This is a genomic window from Kaistia sp. UC242_56 (assembly GCF_044452255.1).
GTDB classification, from domain to species: Bacteria; Pseudomonadota; Alphaproteobacteria; order Rhizobiales; family Kaistiaceae; genus Kaistia; species Kaistia defluvii_A.
The window spans coordinates 2,084,500-2,106,291 of record NZ_JBIOAN010000002.1 but is presented as its reverse complement, the minus strand read 5'-3'; the positions used below and the strand labels follow the sequence as shown (position 1 = coordinate 2,106,291).

The window sequence follows — 21,792 nt, the reverse complement described above, 5'->3', positions numbered from 1 at the left end:
AAATGACGAGAAGCGCTGATCTCGCTGGTTTATGTAAAATCTTCTTGATCGAGCAACAAGGCCAAGAATTGCGACGCGGATGAGCTAGCCGAGGAAGAGCAATACCGATCGAGGCGGCAGCGAGAGGGGCTGGTCCGGGCTGACCGGCGAGGACGAAATGGCGAGATTCCAAGGATTTCCGCCGGCATTGGGCGGCAACCGGAGCTCGGTCTCGGTCGTGCCGCCATTCAGCACGAGGCAGACGCGATCGACCTCCCCTTCCCGCATTGGCACGGCGAAAACGGCGACCAGCGTCCGGCCCTCCGGCGCGTGCCAGCCGCCCTCGTCGAGCGGCTCGCCGTCAGCACCGTACCAGGCGACATCGGGCTCGCCCCCCGCGGAAAATGGCTGTCCGGTGAGGGGGCGCGAGTCCCGCAGCGCCAGATGCGCCGCGCGCAAGGCGATGATCTCGCTGGTGAAATCGATCAGATCGCGGTCCGCCGCGGCCCAGTCGAGCCAGGCCAGCGCATTGTCCTGCGCATAGGCGTTGTTGTTGCCCTGCTGGCCGCGACCGAGTTCGTCGCCCATGGTCAGCATCGGCGTCCCGCGCGAGAACACCAGCGCCATCAGCAGCGCGCGGACGTCGGAGCGGCGGCGTGCAAGGATGGCAGCGTCGTCGGTTTCGCCCTCGGCGCCATTGTTCCAGGAGCGGTTGTCGTCGGTTCCGTCGCGATTGTTCTCGCCATTGGCGCGGTTCTGCTTGCGCTCATGGGCGACCAGATCGGCGAGCGTGAAGCCGTCATGGGCGGTGACGAAGTTGATGCTTCTGTTAGCTCTCCGGTAACGGGGCGTAAAGATGTCGGAGGAGCCGGCAATCCGCGTGGCAAGATCGCCGATCATGCCCTCGTCGCCACGGAAGAAGCGCCGCACGGTGTCGCGGTAGCGATCGTTCCACTCACCCCAGGCGGCCGGGAAATTGCCGAGCTGGTAGCCGCCCCGTCCGATGTCCCATGGCTCGGCGATCAGGATCAGGTCGCGCAGAAGCGGATCCTGGTCGATGGCGGCGAGCAGTGGCGCCGCCGGATCGAATCCGTCGTCGCGGCGGGCGAGCGTGGTGGCGAGATCGAAGCGGAAGCCGTCGACGCCGGCGCGCTCGACCCAGGTCCGGAGCGCGTCCATGACCAACCGCACAACCGCTGGCCGGTCGCAGGCCAGAATGTTGCCGGTGCCGGCATCGTTGACGTAATGCGCCGGGTCACGCGGGTCGAGCCGGTAGTAGCCAGCATTGTCGAGGCCGCGCATCGAGACGGTCGGGCCGAGATGGTCGCTCTCGCCGGAATGGTTGAAGACGACGTCCAGGATGACGGCGATGCCGCCCTCGTGCAGCGCCGCGACAGCGGCCGCCACTTCGGCGAAGCCCCCGGGCGCCAGGCGCGGGTCGGGCGCCATCCAGGCGACCGGGTTGTAGCCCCAGTAATTCGTCAGCCCGAGCGGCGGCAGATGGCGCTCGTCGAGCCAAGCGGCGACCGGCAGCAGTTCCACCGTGGTGACGCCAAGGCGCTTCAGATGCGCGACCGAAGCCGGATGGCCGAGCCCGGCAAAGGTGCCGCGAAGGGCCTCGGGAATGGCGGGATTGAGCTTGGAGAAACCGCGCACATGCAGTTCGTAGATCACCTGCCGGTCCCAGTCGACAGGCGGGTTTAGGCGCGGCTGCGGAGCCGCTGCCGATGTCACGATCGCCTTCGGCACTACGCCGGCGCTATCGCGCTCATCGCTGGCAACGCCAAGGCGGCGGGCGTCGAACAGCAGGTCGTCGAGCCGGAATGGCCGGTCGAGCGCCAGGGCGTAGGGGTTGACCAACAGCTTCGCGACATTGAAGCGCTGGCCTGCCCCGGGATTCCACTCGCCGTCGGCGCGCAGGCCATAGCGGTCGCCCGGCTTGATGCCCTCGACATGGCCATGGAACACGTCGCCGGAGCGGGCCGGCAGGCGGATGCGCTGGAGTTCGACCTGCCCCGTCGCGTCGAACAGGCAGAAATGGATCGCCTCCGCATGGGCGGAGACCACGGCGACATTGACGCCCGTCGCCGTCGGGGTGACGCCGAGCGGCTCGGGCGAGCCGTCGCTTACAGACGCGTCGAAATTCATCCCGCGTGGCCGGCCACGAGCTCGCGGTAGAGCCGCGCATAGGCGGCGGCTGGCCGGGTCCACGAAACGTCCGTTTTCATCGCGTTCTTCTGCATCTTCTTCCAGGCCGGGCGGTCGCGCCACAGATTGGCCGTCCGCAGGATGGCGGATTCCAGCGCATCGCCATTGACCGGATTGAACTGCACGCCGGTGCCGACGCCCGCGGCGATCGCCACCTCATTAGCGTCGATCACGGTATCGGCCAGGCCGCCGACCCGCGACACCAGCGGCAGCGCGCCATAGCGCAGCGCGCAGAGCTGGGTCAGGCCGCACGGCTCGAAGCGCGAGGGCACGAGGATCACGTCCGAGCCGGCCTGGATCAGATGCGCCAGGCCCTCATCATAGCCGTTGATCATGCCGACCCGACCGCGATGCAGCGTCGTGGCGCCGCCGAAACCATTCGCCAGCCACGGCTCGCCGGAGCCGAGCAGCGCCAGTTGTCCGCCCGAACCGAGGATCACCGGCAGGCGATCGAGCAGCAGGTCGAGCCCCTTCTGCCAGCTCAGCCGGCTGACGACGCCGAAGATCAGCGCATTGGGATCGACATCGAGGCCAAGCCGCTGCTGCAGCGCCTTCTTGTTGACGGCGCGGCCAGCCATCTTGGCGAGGTCGTAGGGCGCGGCGATCGAGGTGTCCGTCGCAGGATTCCAGACCGCCGTATCGATGCCGTTGAGGATCCCCGAGACGGCATTGCCGCGACTGCGCAGCAGGCCGTCCAGACCCATGCCGCCCTCGCCCGTCCGGATCTCGGCCGCATAGGTCGGCGACACGGTGGTGATGCGATCCGAGAGCTGCAGCCCGGCCTTCAGGAAGCCGATGGTGCCGTAATATTCGACGCCGTCCACGGCATAGGCGCGCGCCGGCAGGCCAAGCGCCGGCAGCAGGTCGCGGCCATACTGGCCCTGGAAGGCGAGGTTGTGGACGGTCATCACCGTCGGGATGGCGACGCGCTCGTCATAACGCATATAGGCGGCGGTCAGCCCCGTCTGCCAGTCATGCGCATGGATGACATCCGGCGTCAGCCTCGGCACCAGCCCCTGGCCGATTTCGGCGGCGACGCGCGAAAGCGCGGCGAAGCGGAGCGGATTGTCCATCCAGTCCCGCCCGTCGCCATCGACATAGGGGTTGCCCGGCCGGTTGAAGAGATGGGGCGCGTCGAGAACGAGCAGGTCCAGACCCTTCGCGTGCGCCCTGAGCAGCCGCGCGTCATGGCCGAACAGGCCGGGAAAGGTATGCACGACCTCGGGCTTCTTCAGCTCCGCCATCACCCCCGGATAGCCCGGGATCAGCGTGGTGACCGCGATATCCTCGGCCGCGAGCGCGCCCGGCAAGGCGCCGGCGACATCGGCGAGGCCGCCGGTTTTCACGAGCGGGTAGATCTCGGAGACGACGGCGAGAACTTTCAGGGTCATCAGCTAAACCTTGGAACAGGAAGCAAGGCCCTCACCCCCCTCTCCCGCAAGCGGGAGAGGGTCTGGGACGAGGGTCTTCAAAGATTCAACGCATCGATCATCGGCTGGGTGATCAGGCAGATGCCGTTATCGGTGCGCATAAAGCGTTTCGCGTCGAGTTCCGGATCCTCGCCCACGACGAGCCCTTCCGGGATCTGCACGCGCGCATCGACCACCACATTGCTGAGACGGGCCGAACGGCCGACCTCGACATAGGGCAGGATGACGCCGTTCTCGACATGCGAATAGGAATTGCAGCGCACGCCGGTGAACAGCAGCGCCCGTTCCAGCGACGCGCCGGAGACGATGCAGCCGCCCGAGACCAGCGACGACAGCGCATAGCCGCGGCGATGATCCTCGTTATGGACGAACTTCGCCGGCGGCGTGACCTCGCTATAGGTCCATATCGGCCAGTTGCGGTCGAACAGGTCGAGATCGGGCACGATGCTGGTCAGGTCGATATTCGCTTCCCAATAGGCATCGACCGTTCCGACATCCCGCCAGTAGCTGACGGATTCCTGGGTCGAACGCACGCAGGAATCCTCGAAGTGGTGCGCGACGGCTTTCCCGTTCTTGACGATGTTCGGGATGATGTCCTTGCCGAAGTCGCGGCTGGAATTCGGGTCGTTGGCGTCGCGCTCCAGTTCCTCGATCAGGAACTTGGTGTCGAAGACATAGATGCCCATCGAGGCCAGCGCCTTGTCCGGCTTGCCGGGCATGGCCGGCGGATCCGCCGGCTTCTCGACAAACTCAAGAATGCGATCGGTCTCGTCGACATGCATGACGCCGAAGCCTGTCGCCTCCATGCGCGGCACTTCCAGGCAGCCGATCGTCACGTCGGCGCCGGAGTCGACGTGCTGCTGCAGCATCAACTCATAGTCCATCTTGTAGATGTGATCGCCGGCGAGAATGACGAAATACTTGGCTTCGTAGTCCTTCAGGATATCGAGGTTCTGATAGACCGCGTCGGCCGTGCCGCGATACCAGGCGTCCTCGGAGACGCGCTGGCTCGCCGGGAAGACGTCGAAAATCTCGTTGCGCTCTGGCCGGAAGAAGTTCCAGCCCCGGTTCAGGTGCCGGATCAGGCTGTGCGCCTTGTACTGGGTGGCGACGCCGATCCTGCGGATGCCCGAATTGACGGCATTGGAGAGCGCGAAATCGATGATGCGCGACTTGCCGCCGAAATAGACCGCCGGCTTGGCGCGCCGGTCGGTCAATTCCATCAGGCGGCTGCCGCGTCCACCCGCCAGCACGAAGGCCATGGCATTACGCGCAAGCGGCGCATTGGTCTGCGGCCGTTCCATCCTTAGTCCTCCCGAAACGCACGTTGTCTTGCAGTGTTTTTGTCAACCACGCCCCCGCGCTGACGGTTCCTTCGGATCATATTCGAAGAAGACCGTCGCGAGCGGAGGTAGAACGAATTCGGCAGAAGCCGGGAAACCATGCGCCGGCACGGACGTCGCCTCGACGGCGCCCAGATTGCCGACACCCGAACCGCCATAGATCGTAGCGTCCGAATTGAGGATCTCGCGCCAGCGGCCTGCCTCGGGCAGGCCAATGCGATAGAAATCGCGCACCACCGGGGTGAAGTTGGAGATGACGAGCACCGGCTTGTCGCCCGGCGCGCCGAAGCGCAGGAAGGCGAAGACCGACTGGTCCTTATCGTCCGGAACCACCCAGCGAAACCCTCCGCCCTCGCAATCGCGCGCATGCAGCGCCGGATGGCTGCGATAGGCGGTGTTCAGGTCGCGGACGAAATCCTGCAGGCCGGAATGCTGCGGATCGTCCAGCAGGTGCCAGTCGAGACTCTGGTCGAAGTTCCATTCCTTGGCCTGGCCGAACTCCTGGCCCATGAACAAAAGCTTCTTGCCGGGGTGGCCCCACATATAGCCGTAATAGGCGCGGACATTGGCGAATTGCTGCCAGCGGTCGCCCGGCATCTTGCCCAGGATCGAGCGCTTGCCATGCACCACCTCGTCATGGCTGAGCGGCAGGACGAAATTCTCCGAGAAGGCATAGAGCAGGCCGAAGGTCAGCTTGTCGTGGTGATAGCGGCGATGGATCGGCTCGAGCGACATGTAGTCGAGCGTGTCGTTCATCCAGCCCATGTTCCACTTGAAGCCGAAGCCGAGCCCGTTCTCATGCACCGGCAACGTGACGCCCGGCCATGAGGTCGATTCCTCGGCGATGGTCGTGGTGCCCGGATGCTCGCCATAGCAGAGCTGGTTGACGCGGCGCACGAACGCCACCGCGTCCTTGTTGTCGTTGGTACCGTCCGGATTGGGCGACCATTCGCCGTCCTTGCGCGAATAGTTGAGATAAAGCATCGACGCGACCGCATCGACCCGGAAGCCGTCGACATGATAGCGGTCGAGCCAATAGAGCGCGTTGGCGGCGAGGAAGTTCGACACTTCCTTTCGGCCGAAATCATAGATCGCCGTGTTCCAGTCGGGATGGAAGCCGCGGCGCGGATCGGCATGCTCATAGAGCGGCTTGCCGTCGAAATGCGACAGGCCATGCCGGTCGGTTGGGAAATGCGCCGGAACCCAATCGAGGATGACGCTGAGCCCGGCCTGGTGCGCGCGATCGACGAAGCGGGCGAAGCCGGCCGGGTCACCATGCCGCCGCGTCGGCGCGAACAGGCCGATCGGCTGGTAGCCCCAGGAAGCGTCGAGCGGATGTTCGCTGACCGGCAGCAGCTCGAGATGGGTGAAGCCCATCTGGACCGCATAGGGGATCAGACGGTCGGCCAGTTCCTCATAGGTGAGGAAGGAGTTGCCGTCGCCGCGCTGCCAGGAGCCGAGATGCACCTCGTAGACCGACATGGGCTGGCGCCGGGCCTGGCCCTCGCCGCGCTGGCGGAGAAACGCCTCGTCGTTCCAGGTGAAATTGTCCGTCCGCGCGACGATCGAGGCCGTCGAGGGCCGAAGCTCGCCGGCAAAGCCGACCGGATCCGCCTTGAGCGGCTGGACGATGCCATCGGCGCCGACGATCTCGTATTTGTAGATCGCCCCCTCGCCGAGGTCGGCCGCGAAGATTTCCCACAGGCCGCTGTCCACGCGCTTGCGCATCTGGTGGCGGCGGCCATCCCAGCCGTTGAAATCGCCAACCACCGAAACCCGCTGCGCATCGGGGGCCCAGACGGCGAAATGCACGCCGTCGACGCCTTCGTGATGCAGCAGGTGTGCGCCGAGCTTTTCATAGAGCTGGCGATGGGTACCTTCGACCAGCAGGTAGTCGTCGGTCGCGCCCAGCACGCCGACGAAGCTGTAGGGATCATGGAAGGTCCAGCCGCCGCCGGCATTCTCCGCCCGAAGCCGGTAGCGGAAGCGCGCGGTGCGGCCGGGAATCAGGGCCTCGAAGAAATCGGTGCCGGGACGCCGTTCCAGCGGCGCGACCCGGTTGCCGTCGCGATCCTCGACCACAAGCGTTTCCGCATGCGGCATGAAGGCCCGGATGACAAGGCCATCCGGCGTTTCATGCGGCCCTAGAAGAGCGAAGGGATCACCGTGGCGCGCGGCAATGAGGGCTTCGACATCCGATACGCTTGCCCGCCAACCCGTCATCGCAACTCCCTGTACGCTTTGCCTATCCAGCCGGTCTGACGGGCACATTCCAGATCTCCCCGGCATATTCCGCAATGGTGCGGTCCGAAGAGAACCAGCCGACCCGAGCCGTGTTCAGCAGGCTCGCTTTCCACCATGCTGCTCTGTCGAGCCACAACGCGTCAACGTCTCGTTGCGCTGCATAGTAAGAATCGAAATCTGCGGTCACCAGGAAGTAGTCGTGATGGCGCAGCGCCGTCGTCAGGGCGGCGAAGCGGGCGGGCTCGCCGGGCGAGAAGATGCCCGTCTCGATCGCCTCGAGAACGTCGGCCAGCATGCGCGACTTGGCAATCGTGTCGCCCGCGTCGATGCCGGCGATCCGGCGCGCCGCGACCTCCTCGGTGGTCAGGCCGAAGATGAAGATGTTGTCGTCGCCGACGCGCTCCTTGATCTCGACATTGGCGCCATCGAGCGTGCCGATGGTGAGCGCGCCATTGAGCGCCAGCTTCATGTTGCCAGTGCCGGACGCTTCCATGCCGGCGGTCGAGATCTGCTCGGACAGGTCGGCGGCCGGGATGATCATCTCGGCCAGGCTGACATTGTAGTTCGGCAGGAACACCACCTTCAGCAGGTCGCGCACGGTGGGGTCGTTGTTGACGACCTGCGCCACGTCATTGGCAAGCTTGATGATCAGCTTGGCCTGGTGGTAGCTCGCCGCCGCCTTGCCGGCGAAGATCTTCACACGCGGCACCCATTCCTTGTGCGGCTGGGCGCGCATGGCCTGGTAGAGCGCGATCGTCTCCAGGATGTTGAGTAGCTGGCGCTTGTATTCGTGGATGCGCTTGATCTGCACGTCGAACAGCGCGTTCGGGTTGACGCGGATGTCGAGACGGTCTCGGATCAGCTTGGCGAGCGCGATCTTGTTGTCCCGGCGCACGGCGCCGAACTGCTCGTGCAGGCCGAAATCGCTGGCCCAGGGCTCCAGCTTGGTCAGCACCTCGGCATTGTCGAGGATCGACGCGCCGCAGGTGTCGACGAGGATGCGCGTCAGCCCCGGATTGGCCTCGTGCAGCCAGCGGCGGAAGGTGATGCCGTTGGTCTTGTTGTTGAGGCGGTTTGGATAGACCTCGTCAAGATCGCGGAAGATCGTCTGCTTGATCAGGTCGGAATGCAGCGCCGAGACGCCGTTGATGGAATGCGAGCCGATGAAGGCGAGATGGCCCATGCGCACGCGGCGGCCATTGTTCTCGTCGATCAGCGACACGGAGGAGAGGAAGCGGTCATCCGATTCGGTGAGCTTCTTCGCCTTTTCCAGATGAATGGCGTTGATCAGGTAGATGATCTGCATCTGGCGCGGCAGCAGCCGCTCCAGCAGCGGCACAGGCCAGGTTTCCAGCGCCTCGGGCAGCAGGGTGTGGTTGGTGTAGCCGAGCGTGCGGACGGTGATGTCCCACGCCTCTTCCCACGGGATCTCGCGCAGATCGACCAGGATACGCATCAGCTCGGCGACCGAGATCGCCGGATGGGTGTCGTTGAGCTGGATCGCCACCTTGTCGGGCAGCGAGCGGATGTCGCCATAGGTGCGGGTGTGGCGGTGGATCAGGTCCTGCAGCGAGGCGGAAACGAAGAAATATTCCTGGCGCAGGCGCAATTCCTGCCCGGCCGCGCTCTCGTCGCTCGGATAGAGAATCTTGGAGATCGCCTCGGCCCGAACCTGCTCGACCAGCGCGCCGATATGGTCGCCGGAGTTGAAGGCGTCGAGGCGGAGCGGGTCGACGGCGCGCGCCGACCACAGGCGCAGCGTGTTGACGTGGCGGCCGCGCCAGCCGGGGATCGGCGTGTCATAGGGCACGGCCTCGATCGTCTCGGCCGCGTGCCAGACATAGCGGGCAATGCCGGTCGGCGACATGATCGCCTCGACCGAGCCGCCGAACTGGATGTCGTAGACGACTTCCGGGCGCTCGAACTGCCAGGGATTGCCGAAGGAGAGCCAGGTCTCGGGATATTCCTGCTGCCAGCCGTTCTTCACCACCTGGCGGAACAGGCCGTGATCGTAGCGGATGCCGTAGCCATAGGCCGGGATCGACAGCGAGGCCATGGAATCCATGAAGCAGGCGGCGAGACGGCCAAGGCCGCCATTGCCGAGCGCTGCGTCCGGCTCGACCGTCTTCAGCCGCTCCAGGTCGACGCCGAGATCGCCCAGCGCGGCGCGGAACGCCTCGGTGAGGCCGAGATTGTTCATCGCGTCGAACAGCAGGCGGCCGATGAGAAATTCGAGCGACAGATAATAGACGCGCTTGCGACCTTCGGCATAGGTCGACTTGGAGGAGGCGATCCAGGGATCGACCATGCGGTCGCGCACCGCGAGCGCCGTAGCGACGAACCAGTCGCGGTCGCTGGCGGTGACGGCGTTCTTGCCGACCGCATAGGTCAGCTTGGCGTTGATCGCATCGCGGGCGGCGGCGATCTCGGCCTCCGTCGCCGCGGCGACGGGCGCGCGCGCGGCCTCCGCGTCCTGGGTCGATATCGACATGGTGGCGTCCTGCATCGAATGGCCTCGTCCTGGCTCGCCGCGAATTGCCTCGCATCCGGACCGACGGCGATCGCTCGGGCCAGACTGCACTCCATGCAACAACAATGCCGAATTGCATCGCCCCCGGGATTCACCCGGAAGGGCAGAAAGCGGCCGCTGGTCACTCGGCCACCTTATGGCATAGTCCGTTTCGTTTAGACGACAGCCTAATTTATGGGCGAGCGTCGGCGCACCGGAAACAGCGACACTGCCGCTGAGCCACGCCGGATCAGGCCTCGCGGGTCGAGCGGTGCACGTTGATGCGATGGCCGTCGACGGAGAGGCGGCCCTCCTTGATCAGGGCGCGGATCTGCTTGTTCACCGCCTCGCGGCTGGCGCCCAGCATCTGGGCGAGCGTGCCCTGGGTCAGGTCGAGCTCGACGACCGCGACATCGCGTTCGATGCGGCCGTGGATCAGCGCGAGCTGGCGCAGCAGCACCAGCAGGCGATGGCGCAGATCGGTGAAGACGGCGCGGTTGACCTGCTCATTGGTGTGCCGGAGCCGCTCGCACAGACTGAGGATGATCTGGCGCTGCAACTGGCTCGAACTGTCGAGCAGGTTGAGGAAGGACTGGCGCGGGATGAAGATCAGCCGCGTCTCGGTCAGCGTCGCGGCGCCGGCGCTGCGCGGCAGCCCGTCGATCAGCGCGATCTCGCCGATGACCTCGCCTTCCTCGTAAAGCTGGATGGTCAGCTCGCGGCTGTCATCCGCTGTCAGGAAGATGCGGACGATGCCGTCGACGACGGCGTAGAGCCCGTCGGATTCATCGCCCTGCGAGAACAGGATGGTATCGGCCGCATAGGTCGAGACGCGCGCGATCTGGGCGAGGCGCGTCAGGTCGTCCCTTTCGAGGCCGTTAAAAAAGCTCGTCCGTCCGAGCCGGGAAACGATGTCGGCGACCTGCACCCTGCCCTCCGTCGAAAACCGCGCACCACACGAATGCGTTGCGCAACGGATAGCATTCAATTGGCGTCATGACGAGGGAAGCGAATCGCGTCCCGGGCCGCGCTTCAGCAATTCGCGAAACAGCGACCGCCGCCAGGATTGCAGGGCCCGCTCGCCTGTTTCCATCGCCATCACGACATCGCCATTGATGAGCAGCCGCGCCGCGCCGCGGAAGCGCACCGGCGCCAGCGCGCGGCCGATTTCCCGGCATCGCTTGTCATCGTACAGCGTCGCCGCCAGATCGAGCGCGGCGACCAGCGCCAGCCGGATGCCCGAACGGCGGACCAGATCCTCCAGCGCCTGCTCCTCCGCCGCGCCCTGCAGCCGGCGCGCCGCCTGCAGCACGTCGACGACCAGCCGCAGCAGTTCGAAATGGTGCGAGCTCGCCGCATGGACGCCGGCGATCGCCAGCCGAGTCGACGGCCGCGCCGCCTCGGCCGGGTCGCCATGCGGGCAGAGCTCCGCGAAGCCGAGCGAGAGCTTCGAGCGCAGGCCTGGCGCATGCACCAGATTGCCCTGGATCTCCAGCATCAGGCGGCGATGGACCGAATGGATCCACTTGCGCTCCAGCTGCTCGTCGTCGCGCTGGTCCGGCAACAGCTCGAATCCGGACGACGCCACCACCGCCTCGACCGAGGCGAGGCTCTCGAGCGGGACGATGATGTCGATGTCGCTGGTCGGGCGCAGGACCGGGTCGGGATAGATGTTGTCGGCGAAATCATGCCCTTTGATCAGCAGCGCCGGCTGACGGGCGGCGCGCAGCGCCGTGGCAAGACGCTTCGCCTCGACGCGCAGCTGCATGTTGAAGGCGACGCCGGCCGAGAAACGCGCCACGAAATCGTCGCGCACCGGCCGGAGATCGGCGCTGGTCAGGATCGGCCGTAGCTTGCGCAGCACGGCCGGCAGCACGCCATGGCGCTCGGCCTGCGACAGCAGCAGATTCGCCCGCTCGGGCGCGAGCGACATCGGAGCCAGGCTCGATTCCGGATCGGCTAACGCGATCAGCAGCCGGCCATCGGCGCGCGAGAGGCGGCGCGGCGTACCGCCTCGAAGCGGCACGGCCTCGGCAACGTCAAGGGTGGACATTCAGCTTCATTCCAGCGACGGCAAAACCGGAGGAACATGTCCAACCGGATGAACGAAGGGCGATGCCCGGCACCGCCCGTCATCCTGGAAAACCAACGTCAGCCGCCTGCGACCAGGAGCACCGGCCCCGCCGACGGCCAGCCGTCCTACGGCGGCGGCGGCGGCGTGTTGCCGGAAGTTGCAGCGACAATCATCGCGACCCGATCCCGCTTCAGAAGCTCGGGCTTCTCATAAGCCTTCTTCATTCCATATTCCCCAGTCATCTTTTGAATCGCGCAGGAATTACCCGCCGATAGATCAGCCAACCGCAAGCTTGACCTCTGGTCAAGCACATGAGCTTCGGCTATCCCACTTTTCGCACCAGCCTTACGGAGAGACATCCCGTGTCTAGAATCGAGCCGAGCGCCGTTTGGGCGCTTCATGAAAATACAAGCTTTCAGCCGCTCGGCGACGGCGAAGGCGGCGTGCTGCTCGACACCGTGTCGGGCCAGCTGTTCACCTGCAACGACACTACGGCAGCCTTCCTGTCGACGGTCGACGGAACGCGCAACTTCGCCGGCATCCTGACGGAACTCGAAACGGTCTTCGACGTCGACGCCGACATGCTGCGCGACGACATGTCGGAACTCGCCAACCATCTGGCCTCCGAAGGCCTGATCGTCCGCGTCGACAAGTGACAGACGGCAGCGTCCTGCGCCGGGCGATGTTCCGGGCCGAAATGTGGTTCTGGGCTCGCACCCTGCCGTTGCGCTGCCGAAAATCGCGCGATTTCGCCGATATCATGCGGATCGCCGATGCCGGCGCGGATCGCCGCTACCACGGTTTCGCCGCGCCCTACATCGCCCATCGCGCCAAGCGCGCCGCGCGCCGCCCGTGGGTGATGCGCGACCGGCGCTGCCTGCGCGAGGGCATTCTCGCCTATCGCTTCCTGACACTCGCGGGCATCCCGGCCGACATGTATTTCGGCGTCGACCGCAAAAGCATCGGCAGCGCGAAGCTCTCCGCCCATTGCTGGGTCGTCGTCGACGGCAAGCCGCTGCTCAACCCACCCGAACCGTCCATGGTGACGGTCTTCATCGAAAAGAACCGCGCCGGACACGCCTGATGCACACGACCCGCTACGTCATTCCCGGCCTCGCCTTCAACATCGTCGCCGAACGCGAGGGTCTGGCCGCGCCGATCTTCCCGCAACTTGTCGGGTTCCAGCAGCCGGAAGGCCCGGTCGCGCATGAAATCCGTGTCCGCGAGGCGGCCGACGATGACATTCCCACCGAGGGCGAGGTGATCTGGTCCGGCAAGCTGATCGATGGCCTCTATGCCGAGATCAGCACGCAGGGCAACCGCCAGCAGTTCCGCGTGCCTGGCAAGCTTTCGATCGTCGAGGAACTGGGCAAGCCGCACACCGACGTCCAGGTGACGGCAGCCGCCGAGCAGCCTTTCCGATCCATGGCCGGGGCCGTGCTGTTCGACATGGTGCTGCGCGGGCACGGGCTGATGACGATCCACTCCGCCTCGCTGATGGTGCCGGGACGCGACGAACTCCTGCTGCTGTTCGCCCCCAGCGGCTTCGGCAAGACGACGACCTCGCTGGCGCTGGCGCTGGGCGGTTACGGCCATATGGGCGATGACGTGGTGATCCTGCGCCAGGAAGGCACCGACCTATTCGGCTGGGGCATGCCGCGCACGCTGAAGGTGCAGCGCCGGACGGCGGCGATGTTCCCGGAGATCCTGCCGCATCTGGGCGAATTCGGCGGCGAGGAGGACGAGGCGCCGCTTACCCGCGCCGCGCTGGCGGAACTGATGCCGCTGCCGGACGCCTCGAAGAGCTACAAGATCGCCGCCGTGGTGGTGGTCGGCCCCCGCTCGGAAGGCGAGGCGAGCCTTGCCCGCCTCAGTAAGGGCGACGCGCTTTCCGTGATCCTCAGCGACAATATCGGCCTGCTCGGCGGCGGCGTCCCGCGCTCGCAGCAGGTGCTGTTCCGGCTGCTGTCCAAGCTCGTCGGCGCAACCCCGACCTTCCGCCTCGACGCCGGCAACCAACCACATCGCATCGCCCCGGCCTTCGACGCGGCGCTGGGGATCATGCGCGAGGCGCAGGCCGCCGAGGTTTAGGGCGACTGGGGCTTAGGGCGGCTGGGGTATGGGCCGACCGGGGGTTGGGAGATCCCTGGATCCTCCTTCGAGGCCCGGCTGCGCCGGGCACCTCAGGATGATGGTCGGGGGTGCTCGTCGTTCTGGACTGCTGGTGAGCGACCAGCGCGGCGATGAAGATACGGCGCATGGCCGCCTCTTCGATCGGGGGCAATGGGCAGCGCTCCGGCCATAGCCGACTGCGATCACCGGACTGACGCACCAGTTCCATCCACTACTCACTCCACCGTCCCCTCACCCACCCCGGCCATCATCCTGAGGTGCTCCGCGCAGCGGAGCCTCGAAGGAGGGTCCAGCCATCTCAACTCTCCCCGCCCAGCATCCGGCGCACCAGCAGGAGGCCCAGTTTACGGGGCTCGGTTTCGGCGACCAGCGTCAGCTTGCTCGTGACGGCCAGGGTCGAGATGCCGTGCAGGCCCGCCCACATCGTGACCGTGGCCGCCTGCCGCGCCTCGGCCGAATTGTCCGGCATCAGCGGGCCCAGCGCCTCGGCGACGAGCGCGATCAGCGCCGCGAGCTTCGGCCGGTACCAGTCCGGCAGGTCCTCGCCCTCCGGCAGGCGATGCTCGAACAGCAGGCTCCAGAGGCGCGGGCGGCTTTCGACGAAATCGAAATAGGCCTCGACCAGCCGCTCCGGCCTCGCCGGCAACTCCGCCCTTGCCGCCTCGACAAGCACCACCGCCAGCGCATCGAGCGTCGCGGCGTTGAGCTGGACGATCAGGTCGTCGAGATTGGCGAAGAGATTGTAGAGCGTGCCCGGCGCATAGCCGATCCGCTCGGCGACCCGGCGGACCGTCAGGCCGCGCAGCCCCTCCTCCATGACGATCGCACGCGCCGCCTCCAGCGCAAGGCGCTTCAGCTCCTCCGGGGCGTGGTCGCTGCGTCGTGCCATGTCACCTCCTGCCAGGGCTTTCGGCCCCTCGATCCCATATCGCTTCCTAACATATATTGAACATCGTTCAAAACACTGATAGAGAATTGAACACCGTTCAATTAATGCGGCTTGCGACTTGCCGCGAACAGGCTGAGGTTTGACGCCATGGATGCTTCCGCACAGACACCTTCGCCCGACGCCCCGCCGCTCGACCGCACGCAGGCCGGCTCGCCGCCGCTGCTGAAGACGCCCGGCTTCCTGCCGCTCTTCATCGTGCAGTGGTTCGGCGCCTTTGCCGACAATGCGCTGAAGAGCGCCTTCGGCTTCATGGTCGCCTATGGTGGCGCCGACCTGTTCGGCCTGTCGCCGCAGGTGGCGGTGACGCTGGGCGGCGCGGTGTTCATGCTGCCCTTCTTCCTGTTCTCCGGCGTATCGGGCCGCCTCTCCGACACGGTCGACAAGAAGCTGGTCGTGCGCTGGACCCGGCTTGCCGAAGTGGCGCTGGCGATCCTGTCCTCGATCGCGATCATGATCCACTCGGCGCCGCTCGCCCTGCTCGGCATGTTCTTCTACGCCGTGCAATCGACCATCTTCGGACCGGCGAAATATTCGATCCTGCCGCAATTCGTCAGCCGCGAGCGGCTGGTTGCCGCCAACGCGCTGTTCGAGGGCTCGACCTTCGTCGCCATCCTGCTCGGCACGCTGTTCGGTGGCCTCACCATCGGGCTTGGCGGCAAGTGGGTCGCGATCGTCGGCCTCGTCTCGGTCGCGCTGGTCGGCGCGGTCGCCGCCTTCTTCATCCCCTCCGCGCCGCCGGCTCCGGGCGCCGGAAAATTCAAGTTCTCGCTCGTCGGCTCCAGCCGCGACGCCTTCGCCGCCATCCGCCGCAAGCGCACGCTGTTCCTCGCCGTCTCCGGCATTTCCTGGTTCTGGATGATCGGCCTGATCGTGATGTCGGTGTTCCCCGACTTCGCCAAGACCACGCTGAAGGTCGACGAGATCGTCGCCAACCTGCTCGTCGCCGCCTTCGTCATCGGCATTGCGCTCGGATCGGCCGCCACGGCAAAACTGCTTGCCGGACGGATCTCGGCCCGCCACACGCCGATCGGCGCGCTCGTGATGGCCGCCTTCATGGTCGACCTGTCGCATTCGGCGAGCGCGCTGGGCGTGGTCGGCGCCGGCGGGACGCTGGATTTCGGCGCCTTCATCACTTCGGCCGCCGGCATCCGCGTGCTGGTCGATCTGGTCGGCGTCGCCTTTGGCGGCGGACTGTTCACCGTGCCGCTCTATGCGCTGCTGCAATCGCGCGCCGAGGAGCATGAGCGTTCCGCCGCGATCGCCGGCAACAACATCATGAACTCCGCCGTCATGGTCGCCGGCACCGTGATCGCGGCCGCCCTGCTCGCGGCCGGCGTCACCACGCTGCAGCTGCTGTTCTGGCTCGGCCTCGCCAACATCATCGCGGCGATCGTCTGCCTCAAATTCGTGCCCGACGAACTGGTCAAAGCGATCGGCCACCGGCTGATGCAGCTGCTGTTCCGCGCCCGCGTGAAGGGCCTGGAAAACTATGGCGACGGCGAGGATGCCGCCGTCGTCGTGATCAACCACACCTCGTTCATCGACGCCGTGCTGATCGGCTGCATGCTGCCGGGCAAGCCCGTCTTCGCGATCAACAAATACATCGCCGAGAAGTGGTGGGTTCAGCCGGCCTTCCTGTTCTTCGATCTCGTGCCGGTCGACCCGACCAGCCCGTTCACCGTGCGCAAGATGGTGAAGCTGGTGAGGGATGGCCGCCGGCTCGTGATCTTCCCGGAAGGGCGCATCACCGTCACCGGCGCGCTGATGAAGGTCTATGACGGACCGGCGATGATCGCGGCTCTTGCCGACGTGCCGATCATCCCCGTCCGCATCGACGGCGCGCAATACACCATCTTCTCGCGCCTCAAGGGCAAGGTGCGGCGCCGCTTGTTCCCCGAGATCCAGATGACGGTGCTGCCGACGCGGCGGATCGAGCTGACGCCCGGCCTGGTCGGCCGCAAGCGCCGGCACGAAGCCGGGCATCATCTGCAGGCGATCATGACGGAGATGGTCTACGAGACCAGCCCGGCGGCGGAGACGCTGTTCGACACCCTGCTGCGTGCCCGCCACATCCACGGCAAGCGGCCGGTGCTGGAAGACGTGACGCGCAACCCGATCGGCTACAAGCAAATCATCCGCGGCGCCTTCGCGCTCGGCAAGTCGTTCGCGAAGCTGTCGGCGCCGGGCGAACGGGTTGGCGTGCTGCTGCCCAACACCCTGGCCGCCGTCGTCACCTTCTTCGGGCTGCAGGTGACGGGCCGCATCCCGGCCATGCTCAACTTCTCCGCCGGGCCCGCTTCGGTCGACGCGGCGCGCAAGGCGGCCGAGGTCAAGCTGGTGCTGACCTCGCGGTTGTTCGTCGAGAAAGGCCGCTTGCAGCCGCTCGTCGACAGCCTCGGCCAGAACGCCCGTATCGTCTATCTGGAGGACCTGCGCGGTGAGATCGGGCTGTTCCGCAAGCTGTTCGCGATTCTCGGAGGCGTCGCGCCGCGGTTCCTGAGCCGCGTCGCGTTCCAGCGCCCGACCGATCCGCAGGCGGAGGCCGTCGTGCTGTTCACCTCCGGCTCGGAGGGCACGCCCAAGGGCGTCTCGCTCAGCCATCACGCCATCCAGTCGAACCGCCAGCAGATCGCCAGCGTCATCGACTTCTCCGGCGAGGATATCGTCCTCAACGCACTGCCGCTGTTCCACGCCTTCGGGCTGACGGCCGGCTGCCTGCTGCCGCTGTTCTCCGGCGTCCGGCAGATGCTCTACCCCTCGCCGCTGCACTACCGGATCGTGCCGGAAATGGCTTATGACGTGAACGCCACGATCCTGTTCGGCACCGACACCTTCCTGGCCGGCTATGCCCGGATGGCGCATCCCTACGACTTCTATTCGGTCCGCTACGTCTTCGCCGGCGCCGAGCGGGTGAAGCCGGAGACGCGCCGCGTCTGGTCGGAAAAGTTCGGCATCCGCCTGCTCGAGGGGTACGGCACGACGGAAATGGCGCCGGTGATCTCGATTAACACGCCGATGGCCAACCGGCCGGGCTCGGTCGGCAAGGCGCTGCCGGGCATCGAGACGCGGCTGGAGAAGGTGGCCGGCATCGAGGAAGGCGGCAAGCTGCTGGTGCGCGGCGCCAATGTCATGCGCGGTTACTATCGCGCGGAGGCGCCGGGCGTGCTCCAGCCGCCGGTCGATGGCTGGTACGACACGGGCGACATCGTCACCATCGCGGACGGCTTCATCACCATTTCGGGCCGTGCGAAACGCTTCGCCAAGGTCGGCGGCGAGATGGTGTCGCTGGCGGCGATCGAAACGCTGGCAGGCGAGTTCTGGCCGAACCACGCCACGGCGGCCGCCGCGGTGCCGCACGAACGCAAGGGCGAGGAGATCGTGCTGGTGACGGAACGGCCGGAGGCCGATCTCTCGGAGTTCCAGCGCTTTGCCAAGATGCGCGGCCTGTCGGACATCATGCTGCCGCGCACGGTGCTCTTCGTCGAAAAGCTGCCTCTGCTCGGCTCCGGCAAGCTCGACAACACGGCCGTGACGGAGATCGCCGTGAAGGCCAAGACGCGGCCGGCCGAGGCGGTGGTAGCGTAGTAAGCCCCTCACCCCAGCCCTCTCCCGCACGCGGGAGAGGGAGTCCGGGCGGAGCATTTGGACCTGGTGCTCTCGTTCTGAATGAAACCCACCGGCGGAAAAGCCCTCGCCCGCCTGCGGGAGAGGGTTGGGTGAGGGTCTTGCTTCGGGGGAGCGATGCGGAAGGAAATCGCAAGAGCCCGATCGCTCCGCCGGACCCAGACGGACGCCGAATTGAAGCTCTGGCTGCATCTCCGCGATCGCCGACTGGAAGGGTTGAAGTTCCGCCGGCAGGTGCCGATCGAAGGCTACTACGCCGATTTCGTCTGCAAGGATGCGATGCTGATCGTGGAACTCGATGGCGGACAGCATGCGGAATTGCGGGCGGTGCATGACCAGCAGCGCGCCGAGGTCTGGCTGGCCTTGGCTACCGGGTCATCCGGTTCTGGAACAACGATCTGTTCGAGAATATCGGCGAGGTACTGAGGCAGATCGTCGAGGCCTGTCAGCAAGCCCCTCACCCCAGCCCTCTCCCGCATGCGGGAGAGGGGGCGATCACGACAGACCGCGAACAACCGGAATAGCAGGAGCTATCCGGCGACCGCCAATAGCCGTCGATGTTGATGAAACCCACAGGCGGAAAAGCCCTCGCCCGCTTGCGGGAGAGGGTTGGGTGAGGGTCTTACTTCCGCTGCTTGACCGACTTTTTCGCGTTGGCGCGGATCGCCACGTCGATGGCCGCCAGCGCCCAGTCGCGCAACTCGTCGGTGTCGTCGAGCAGGCGTTCCGGGATGCGGTAGTAGTTGAGGGACGTCTTGCCGCCATTCTTCGAGCCATAGACGAACGGGCCGCAGCCCTCCGCCTCGAAGGCTGGGCGGGTTTCGTCGTCGGCCTTCAGGAAGATCCCGTCGCTCTGCCAGATGCCGAACATCAGCCCGTCGCGAAAGAAGCCGAGACCGCCGAACATGCGGCGGATGCGGACGCCGCCGACCGGCTCGAACAATTCGGCGAGGTATTCGAGGTCAGCCGTCATAGCGATGCTCAGCCTGCGAGATCGAGACCCATCTGCCAGAAATCGGCCTCCAGGCGAACGGCCTGGCGGAAGATCTCCAGCAGGCGCGGATAGCGCGCCTCGGTCAGGTAATCTGCCGCAAGCCGGTCGATCTGGGCAAGACTGGCCTCGGCCACGGCCTGATAGCCCTCGCCCGCATATTCGTGGATCCAGGGCGCATAGGGATTTGGGCCATCGAGGCCGGTGCCGGACGCCGCAAGAGCGGTACCGATCTCGGCATAGCCGACGACGCAGGGCGACAGCGCGACGATGAGATCCAGCATGTCGCCGCGAAGGCCCGCCTCCTGGACGAAGCGCGTATAGGCGACAGTGGCGCGGGCTTCCGCCGTGTTCTCGACGGCGTCCTGCGACAGGCCCCATTCGGCGCAGAGCTTCAGATGCAGGCTGGTCTCGTCGAGAATCGCGTGCATGCCGGCCGAGGCCTTGCGCATTTCCATCGCGTTGGGCGCCTTGTAGACGCCGATCGCATAGGCGCGGGCGAACTCGATCAGGAACAGATAGTCCTGCACGAGGTAGTGCTGGAAGCTGGGCTTGGGCAGCGAGCCGTCCCCGAGGCCGAGGACGAAGGGATGGCGGACATAGGCGTCCCAATCGGCGGCGGCATCGGACTTCAGACGTTCGAACAGGCTGGACAAGGAAGACTCCAGAATGGGGATTGTCGGACTGGATGACGGAGGGCGCGGGCTCGTCGCCCCGGCGGAGGCCGGGGCCCATAACCGCAGGCCATGGGGCATAGGGCGCGGTTGTCTGGAAATCCGGCGGTGGGTATGGATCCCGGCCTTCGCCGGGATGACGGCGATGTACAAATTTGCCTTGCGTGCTTCGAGATGGCCCTCAGGCCTCCTCAGCATGGGGCGGTCGGTGGGTTGGGAAACAATCCTATGAGGAAGTCGCCCCTCACCCGCCGCCCGTCGACCCGGATCAAGTCCGGGGCAGGCTCTCGCTCGGGGAGAGATGGGGACAGAAGACCGCGGACGAGCCTAGTGCTCTGCCGCTGTTGAAACGGCGTCACCAAGTTCGGCCGGCTTCAGCATGACGGATTCGCCGCAGCCGCAGGCCGAGACCTCGTTCGGGTTCTTGAACACGAAGCCGGAGCGAAGCTTGGTCGTCTCGAAATCCATCACCGTGCCGAGCAGATAGAGGACGGCGGCCGGATCGATGAAGACGGTGGCGCCTTTCTCCTCCAGGCGCTCGTCCTTCGGGTCAGGCTCGGCAACCGGCTTCATGGTGTATTCCATGCCGGCGCAGCCGCCCTTCTTGACGCCGATGCGCAGGCCCAGCACGGGCTCGTCGGAATCCTCGACGATCTCGCGCACGCGCTCCGCGGCGGCTTCGGTCAGGGTCATCACGGCAAAGCGTGAACGGACGCCCATGGCATATCTCCAATTCGCGGCGCGAAGCGCCCTTGTCGACCCTAAGATCGGCTTTCAGATCCCGTTCTGCAAGGCGCTGACGGGTAGATCGGAATCGTTCGCCCAAATGCCCGGCGTCGCCAACTCGACGACATGGCCATCGGGATCGTTGAAATAGAGGCTCTCGCCGCCCTGCGGCCACTTCATCTCGGCGGTCACCGTCACGCCCTTGGCGACCAGATGATCGCGCCATTGGGACAGCGAATCCTTCGGGATGCGCAGCGCGAAATGGTAGGGGCCGCTGCTGTCATGCGCGGGAATGGTGCCGCCCGGCAGCACGACATCGCTCAACGTCGCGCCACGCAGGAACACCAGCAGGACGCTGGAGGGACCGGCATCGAAGGCAACCAGTCGGGCGTCCTCGAGCAGGGGCCGCAGGCCGAGAATGTCGCGATAGAAGCTTGCCGCGCGCTCGATGTCGTCGACATAGATCGCCGTTTCGAGAACACCGGTGATCGGAGGCGCCATCGTCAGTGCCTCAGTACCAGTCGAGCGCGACGCGGGCTTCGTCCGACATGCGGTCCTGCGACCAGGGCGGATCGAAGGTCATGGTGACATCGACGCGGCCGACGCCGGGCACCGAACCGACGGCGTTCTCGACCCAGCCGGGCATTTCGCCGGCCACAGGACAGCCGGGCGCCGTCAACGTCATCTCGATCGCGACATTGCGGTCGTCGTCGACGTCGATCTTGTAGATCAGGCCGAGTTCGTAGATGTCGGCCGGGATCTCGGGGTCATAGACCGTCTTGAGCGCGGCGACGATGTCGCCGGTCAGACGCTCCAGTTCCTCGGCCGGAATGCTGGAAACAGGCGCTTCCGGTGCGGCGGCCGCCGTCTCGTCCTGCCCTTCGCCGATCACTGCGATATCGTCCATT

At 65.9% G+C, this 21,792-nt stretch carries 17 protein-coding genes and 1 pseudogene; 5 read left to right on the top strand and 13 right to left on the bottom strand.

Annotation, left to right across the window (positions count from 1 at the left end):
• Window positions 1-84: 84 nt before the first annotated feature.
• From glgX to ACHMWQ_RS12570, 7 genes are all read right to left on the bottom strand, one after another.
• Window positions 85-2,127 (bottom strand): glycogen debranching protein GlgX, encoded by a 2,043-nt coding sequence (gene glgX, locus ACHMWQ_RS12600; RefSeq protein WP_396307721.1) that lies wholly within the window; start codon window positions 2,125-2,127, stop codon window positions 85-87.
• Complete coding sequence (gene glgA, locus ACHMWQ_RS12595; RefSeq protein WP_396309441.1) at window positions 2,124-3,581, bottom strand: glycogen synthase GlgA; 1,458 nt, start codon at window positions 3,579-3,581, stop codon at window positions 2,124-2,126. Before glgA ends, glgX begins: the two co-directional genes overlap by 4 nt.
• Before the next feature lie 74 nt (window positions 3,582-3,655).
• Window positions 3,656-4,921, bottom strand: coding sequence for a glucose-1-phosphate adenylyltransferase (gene glgC / locus ACHMWQ_RS12590; protein ID WP_396307720.1), 1,266 nt, complete (start codon window positions 4,919-4,921; stop codon window positions 3,656-3,658).
• Between the two features lie 42 nt (window positions 4,922-4,963).
• Entirely contained in the window at window positions 4,964-7,183 is a 2,220-nt protein-coding gene (gene glgB / locus ACHMWQ_RS12585; RefSeq protein ID WP_396307719.1) for a 1,4-alpha-glucan branching protein GlgB, read from the bottom strand.
• Window positions 7,184-7,205: 22 nt separating this feature from the next.
• Window positions 7,206-9,695, bottom strand: a complete 2,490-nt coding sequence (locus tag ACHMWQ_RS12580; protein WP_396307718.1) for a glycogen/starch/alpha-glucan phosphorylase — start codon at window positions 9,693-9,695, stop codon at window positions 7,206-7,208.
• A 268-nt stretch (window positions 9,696-9,963) separates the two neighbouring features.
• Window positions 9,964-10,641 (bottom strand): Crp/Fnr family transcriptional regulator, encoded by a 678-nt coding sequence (locus ACHMWQ_RS12575; RefSeq protein ID WP_396307717.1) that lies wholly within the window; start codon window positions 10,639-10,641, stop codon window positions 9,964-9,966.
• A 66-nt stretch (window positions 10,642-10,707) separates the two neighbouring features.
• On the bottom strand, window positions 10,708-11,766 hold the full coding sequence (locus tag ACHMWQ_RS12570) for a nucleotidyltransferase family protein (RefSeq protein WP_396307716.1): 1,059 nt from the start codon (window positions 11,764-11,766) through the stop codon (window positions 10,708-10,710).
• A gap of 383 nt (window positions 11,767-12,149) precedes the next feature.
• On the opposite strand from ACHMWQ_RS12570, the gene ACHMWQ_RS12565 reads away from it, so the two are divergent.
• From ACHMWQ_RS12565 to ACHMWQ_RS12555, 3 genes are read left to right on the top strand one after another with little or no spacing between them, the layout of a single operon-like run.
• Window positions 12,150-12,443 (top strand): PqqD family protein, encoded by a 294-nt coding sequence (locus ACHMWQ_RS12565; protein ID WP_266332008.1) that lies wholly within the window; start codon window positions 12,150-12,152, stop codon window positions 12,441-12,443.
• Window positions 12,440-12,871, top strand: coding sequence for a lasso peptide biosynthesis B2 protein (locus ACHMWQ_RS12560; protein ID WP_354548491.1), 432 nt, complete (start codon window positions 12,440-12,442; stop codon window positions 12,869-12,871). The genes ACHMWQ_RS12565 and ACHMWQ_RS12560 overlap by 4 nt, the downstream gene beginning before the upstream one ends.
• On the top strand, window positions 12,871-13,878 hold the full coding sequence (locus tag ACHMWQ_RS12555; RefSeq protein WP_396307715.1) for a hypothetical protein: 1,008 nt from the start codon (window positions 12,871-12,873) through the stop codon (window positions 13,876-13,878). Before ACHMWQ_RS12560 ends, ACHMWQ_RS12555 begins: the two co-directional genes overlap by 1 nt.
• A gap of 340 nt (window positions 13,879-14,218) precedes the next feature.
• Here ACHMWQ_RS12555 and ACHMWQ_RS12550 read toward each other — a convergent pair whose 3' ends face one another.
• On the bottom strand, window positions 14,219-14,809 hold the full coding sequence (locus ACHMWQ_RS12550) for a TetR/AcrR family transcriptional regulator (RefSeq protein WP_396307714.1): 591 nt from the start codon (window positions 14,807-14,809) through the stop codon (window positions 14,219-14,221).
• A gap of 147 nt (window positions 14,810-14,956) precedes the next feature.
• Here ACHMWQ_RS12550 and ACHMWQ_RS12545 point away from each other — a divergent pair, with 147 nt between their 5' ends.
• Together ACHMWQ_RS12545 and ACHMWQ_RS12540 are read left to right on the top strand one after the other, a co-directional pair.
• Window positions 14,957-18,454 (top strand): acyl-[ACP]--phospholipid O-acyltransferase, encoded by a 3,498-nt coding sequence (locus ACHMWQ_RS12545; protein WP_396307713.1) that lies wholly within the window; start codon window positions 14,957-14,959, stop codon window positions 18,452-18,454.
• A gap of 156 nt (window positions 18,455-18,610) precedes the next feature.
• A pseudogene (locus tag ACHMWQ_RS12540) lies at window positions 18,611-19,017 on the top strand (endonuclease domain-containing protein).
• Between the two features lie 98 nt (window positions 19,018-19,115).
• Here the strand turns inward: ACHMWQ_RS12540 and ACHMWQ_RS12535 are convergent.
• From ACHMWQ_RS12535 to ACHMWQ_RS12515, 5 genes are all read right to left on the bottom strand, one after another.
• Window positions 19,116-19,466 (bottom strand): TfoX/Sxy family protein, encoded by a 351-nt coding sequence (locus ACHMWQ_RS12535; RefSeq protein ID WP_396307712.1) that lies wholly within the window; start codon window positions 19,464-19,466, stop codon window positions 19,116-19,118.
• 8 nt (window positions 19,467-19,474) lie between these two features.
• The gene (tenA, locus tag ACHMWQ_RS12530) at window positions 19,475-20,140 is read right to left on the bottom strand and encodes a thiaminase II (RefSeq protein WP_396307711.1); all 666 of its coding nucleotides are present in this window, start codon (window positions 20,138-20,140) and stop codon (window positions 19,475-19,477) included.
• A gap of 345 nt (window positions 20,141-20,485) precedes the next feature.
• The gene (gene sufA, locus ACHMWQ_RS12525) at window positions 20,486-20,878 is read right to left on the bottom strand and encodes a Fe-S cluster assembly scaffold SufA (protein ID WP_396307710.1); all 393 of its coding nucleotides are present in this window, start codon (window positions 20,876-20,878) and stop codon (window positions 20,486-20,488) included.
• 54 nt (window positions 20,879-20,932) lie between these two features.
• Window positions 20,933-21,385 carry a VOC family protein gene (locus tag ACHMWQ_RS12520; RefSeq protein WP_396307709.1) on the bottom strand — a complete coding sequence of 151 codons (453 nt, stop codon included), beginning with the start codon at window positions 21,383-21,385 and terminating at the stop codon, window positions 20,933-20,935.
• A 10-nt stretch (window positions 21,386-21,395) separates the two neighbouring features.
• A complete protein-coding gene (locus tag ACHMWQ_RS12515) occupies window positions 21,396-21,791 on the bottom strand; it encodes an SUF system Fe-S cluster assembly protein (protein ID WP_266332024.1) in 396 nt (131 codons plus the stop codon).
• Window position 21,792 lies beyond the last annotated feature (1 nt).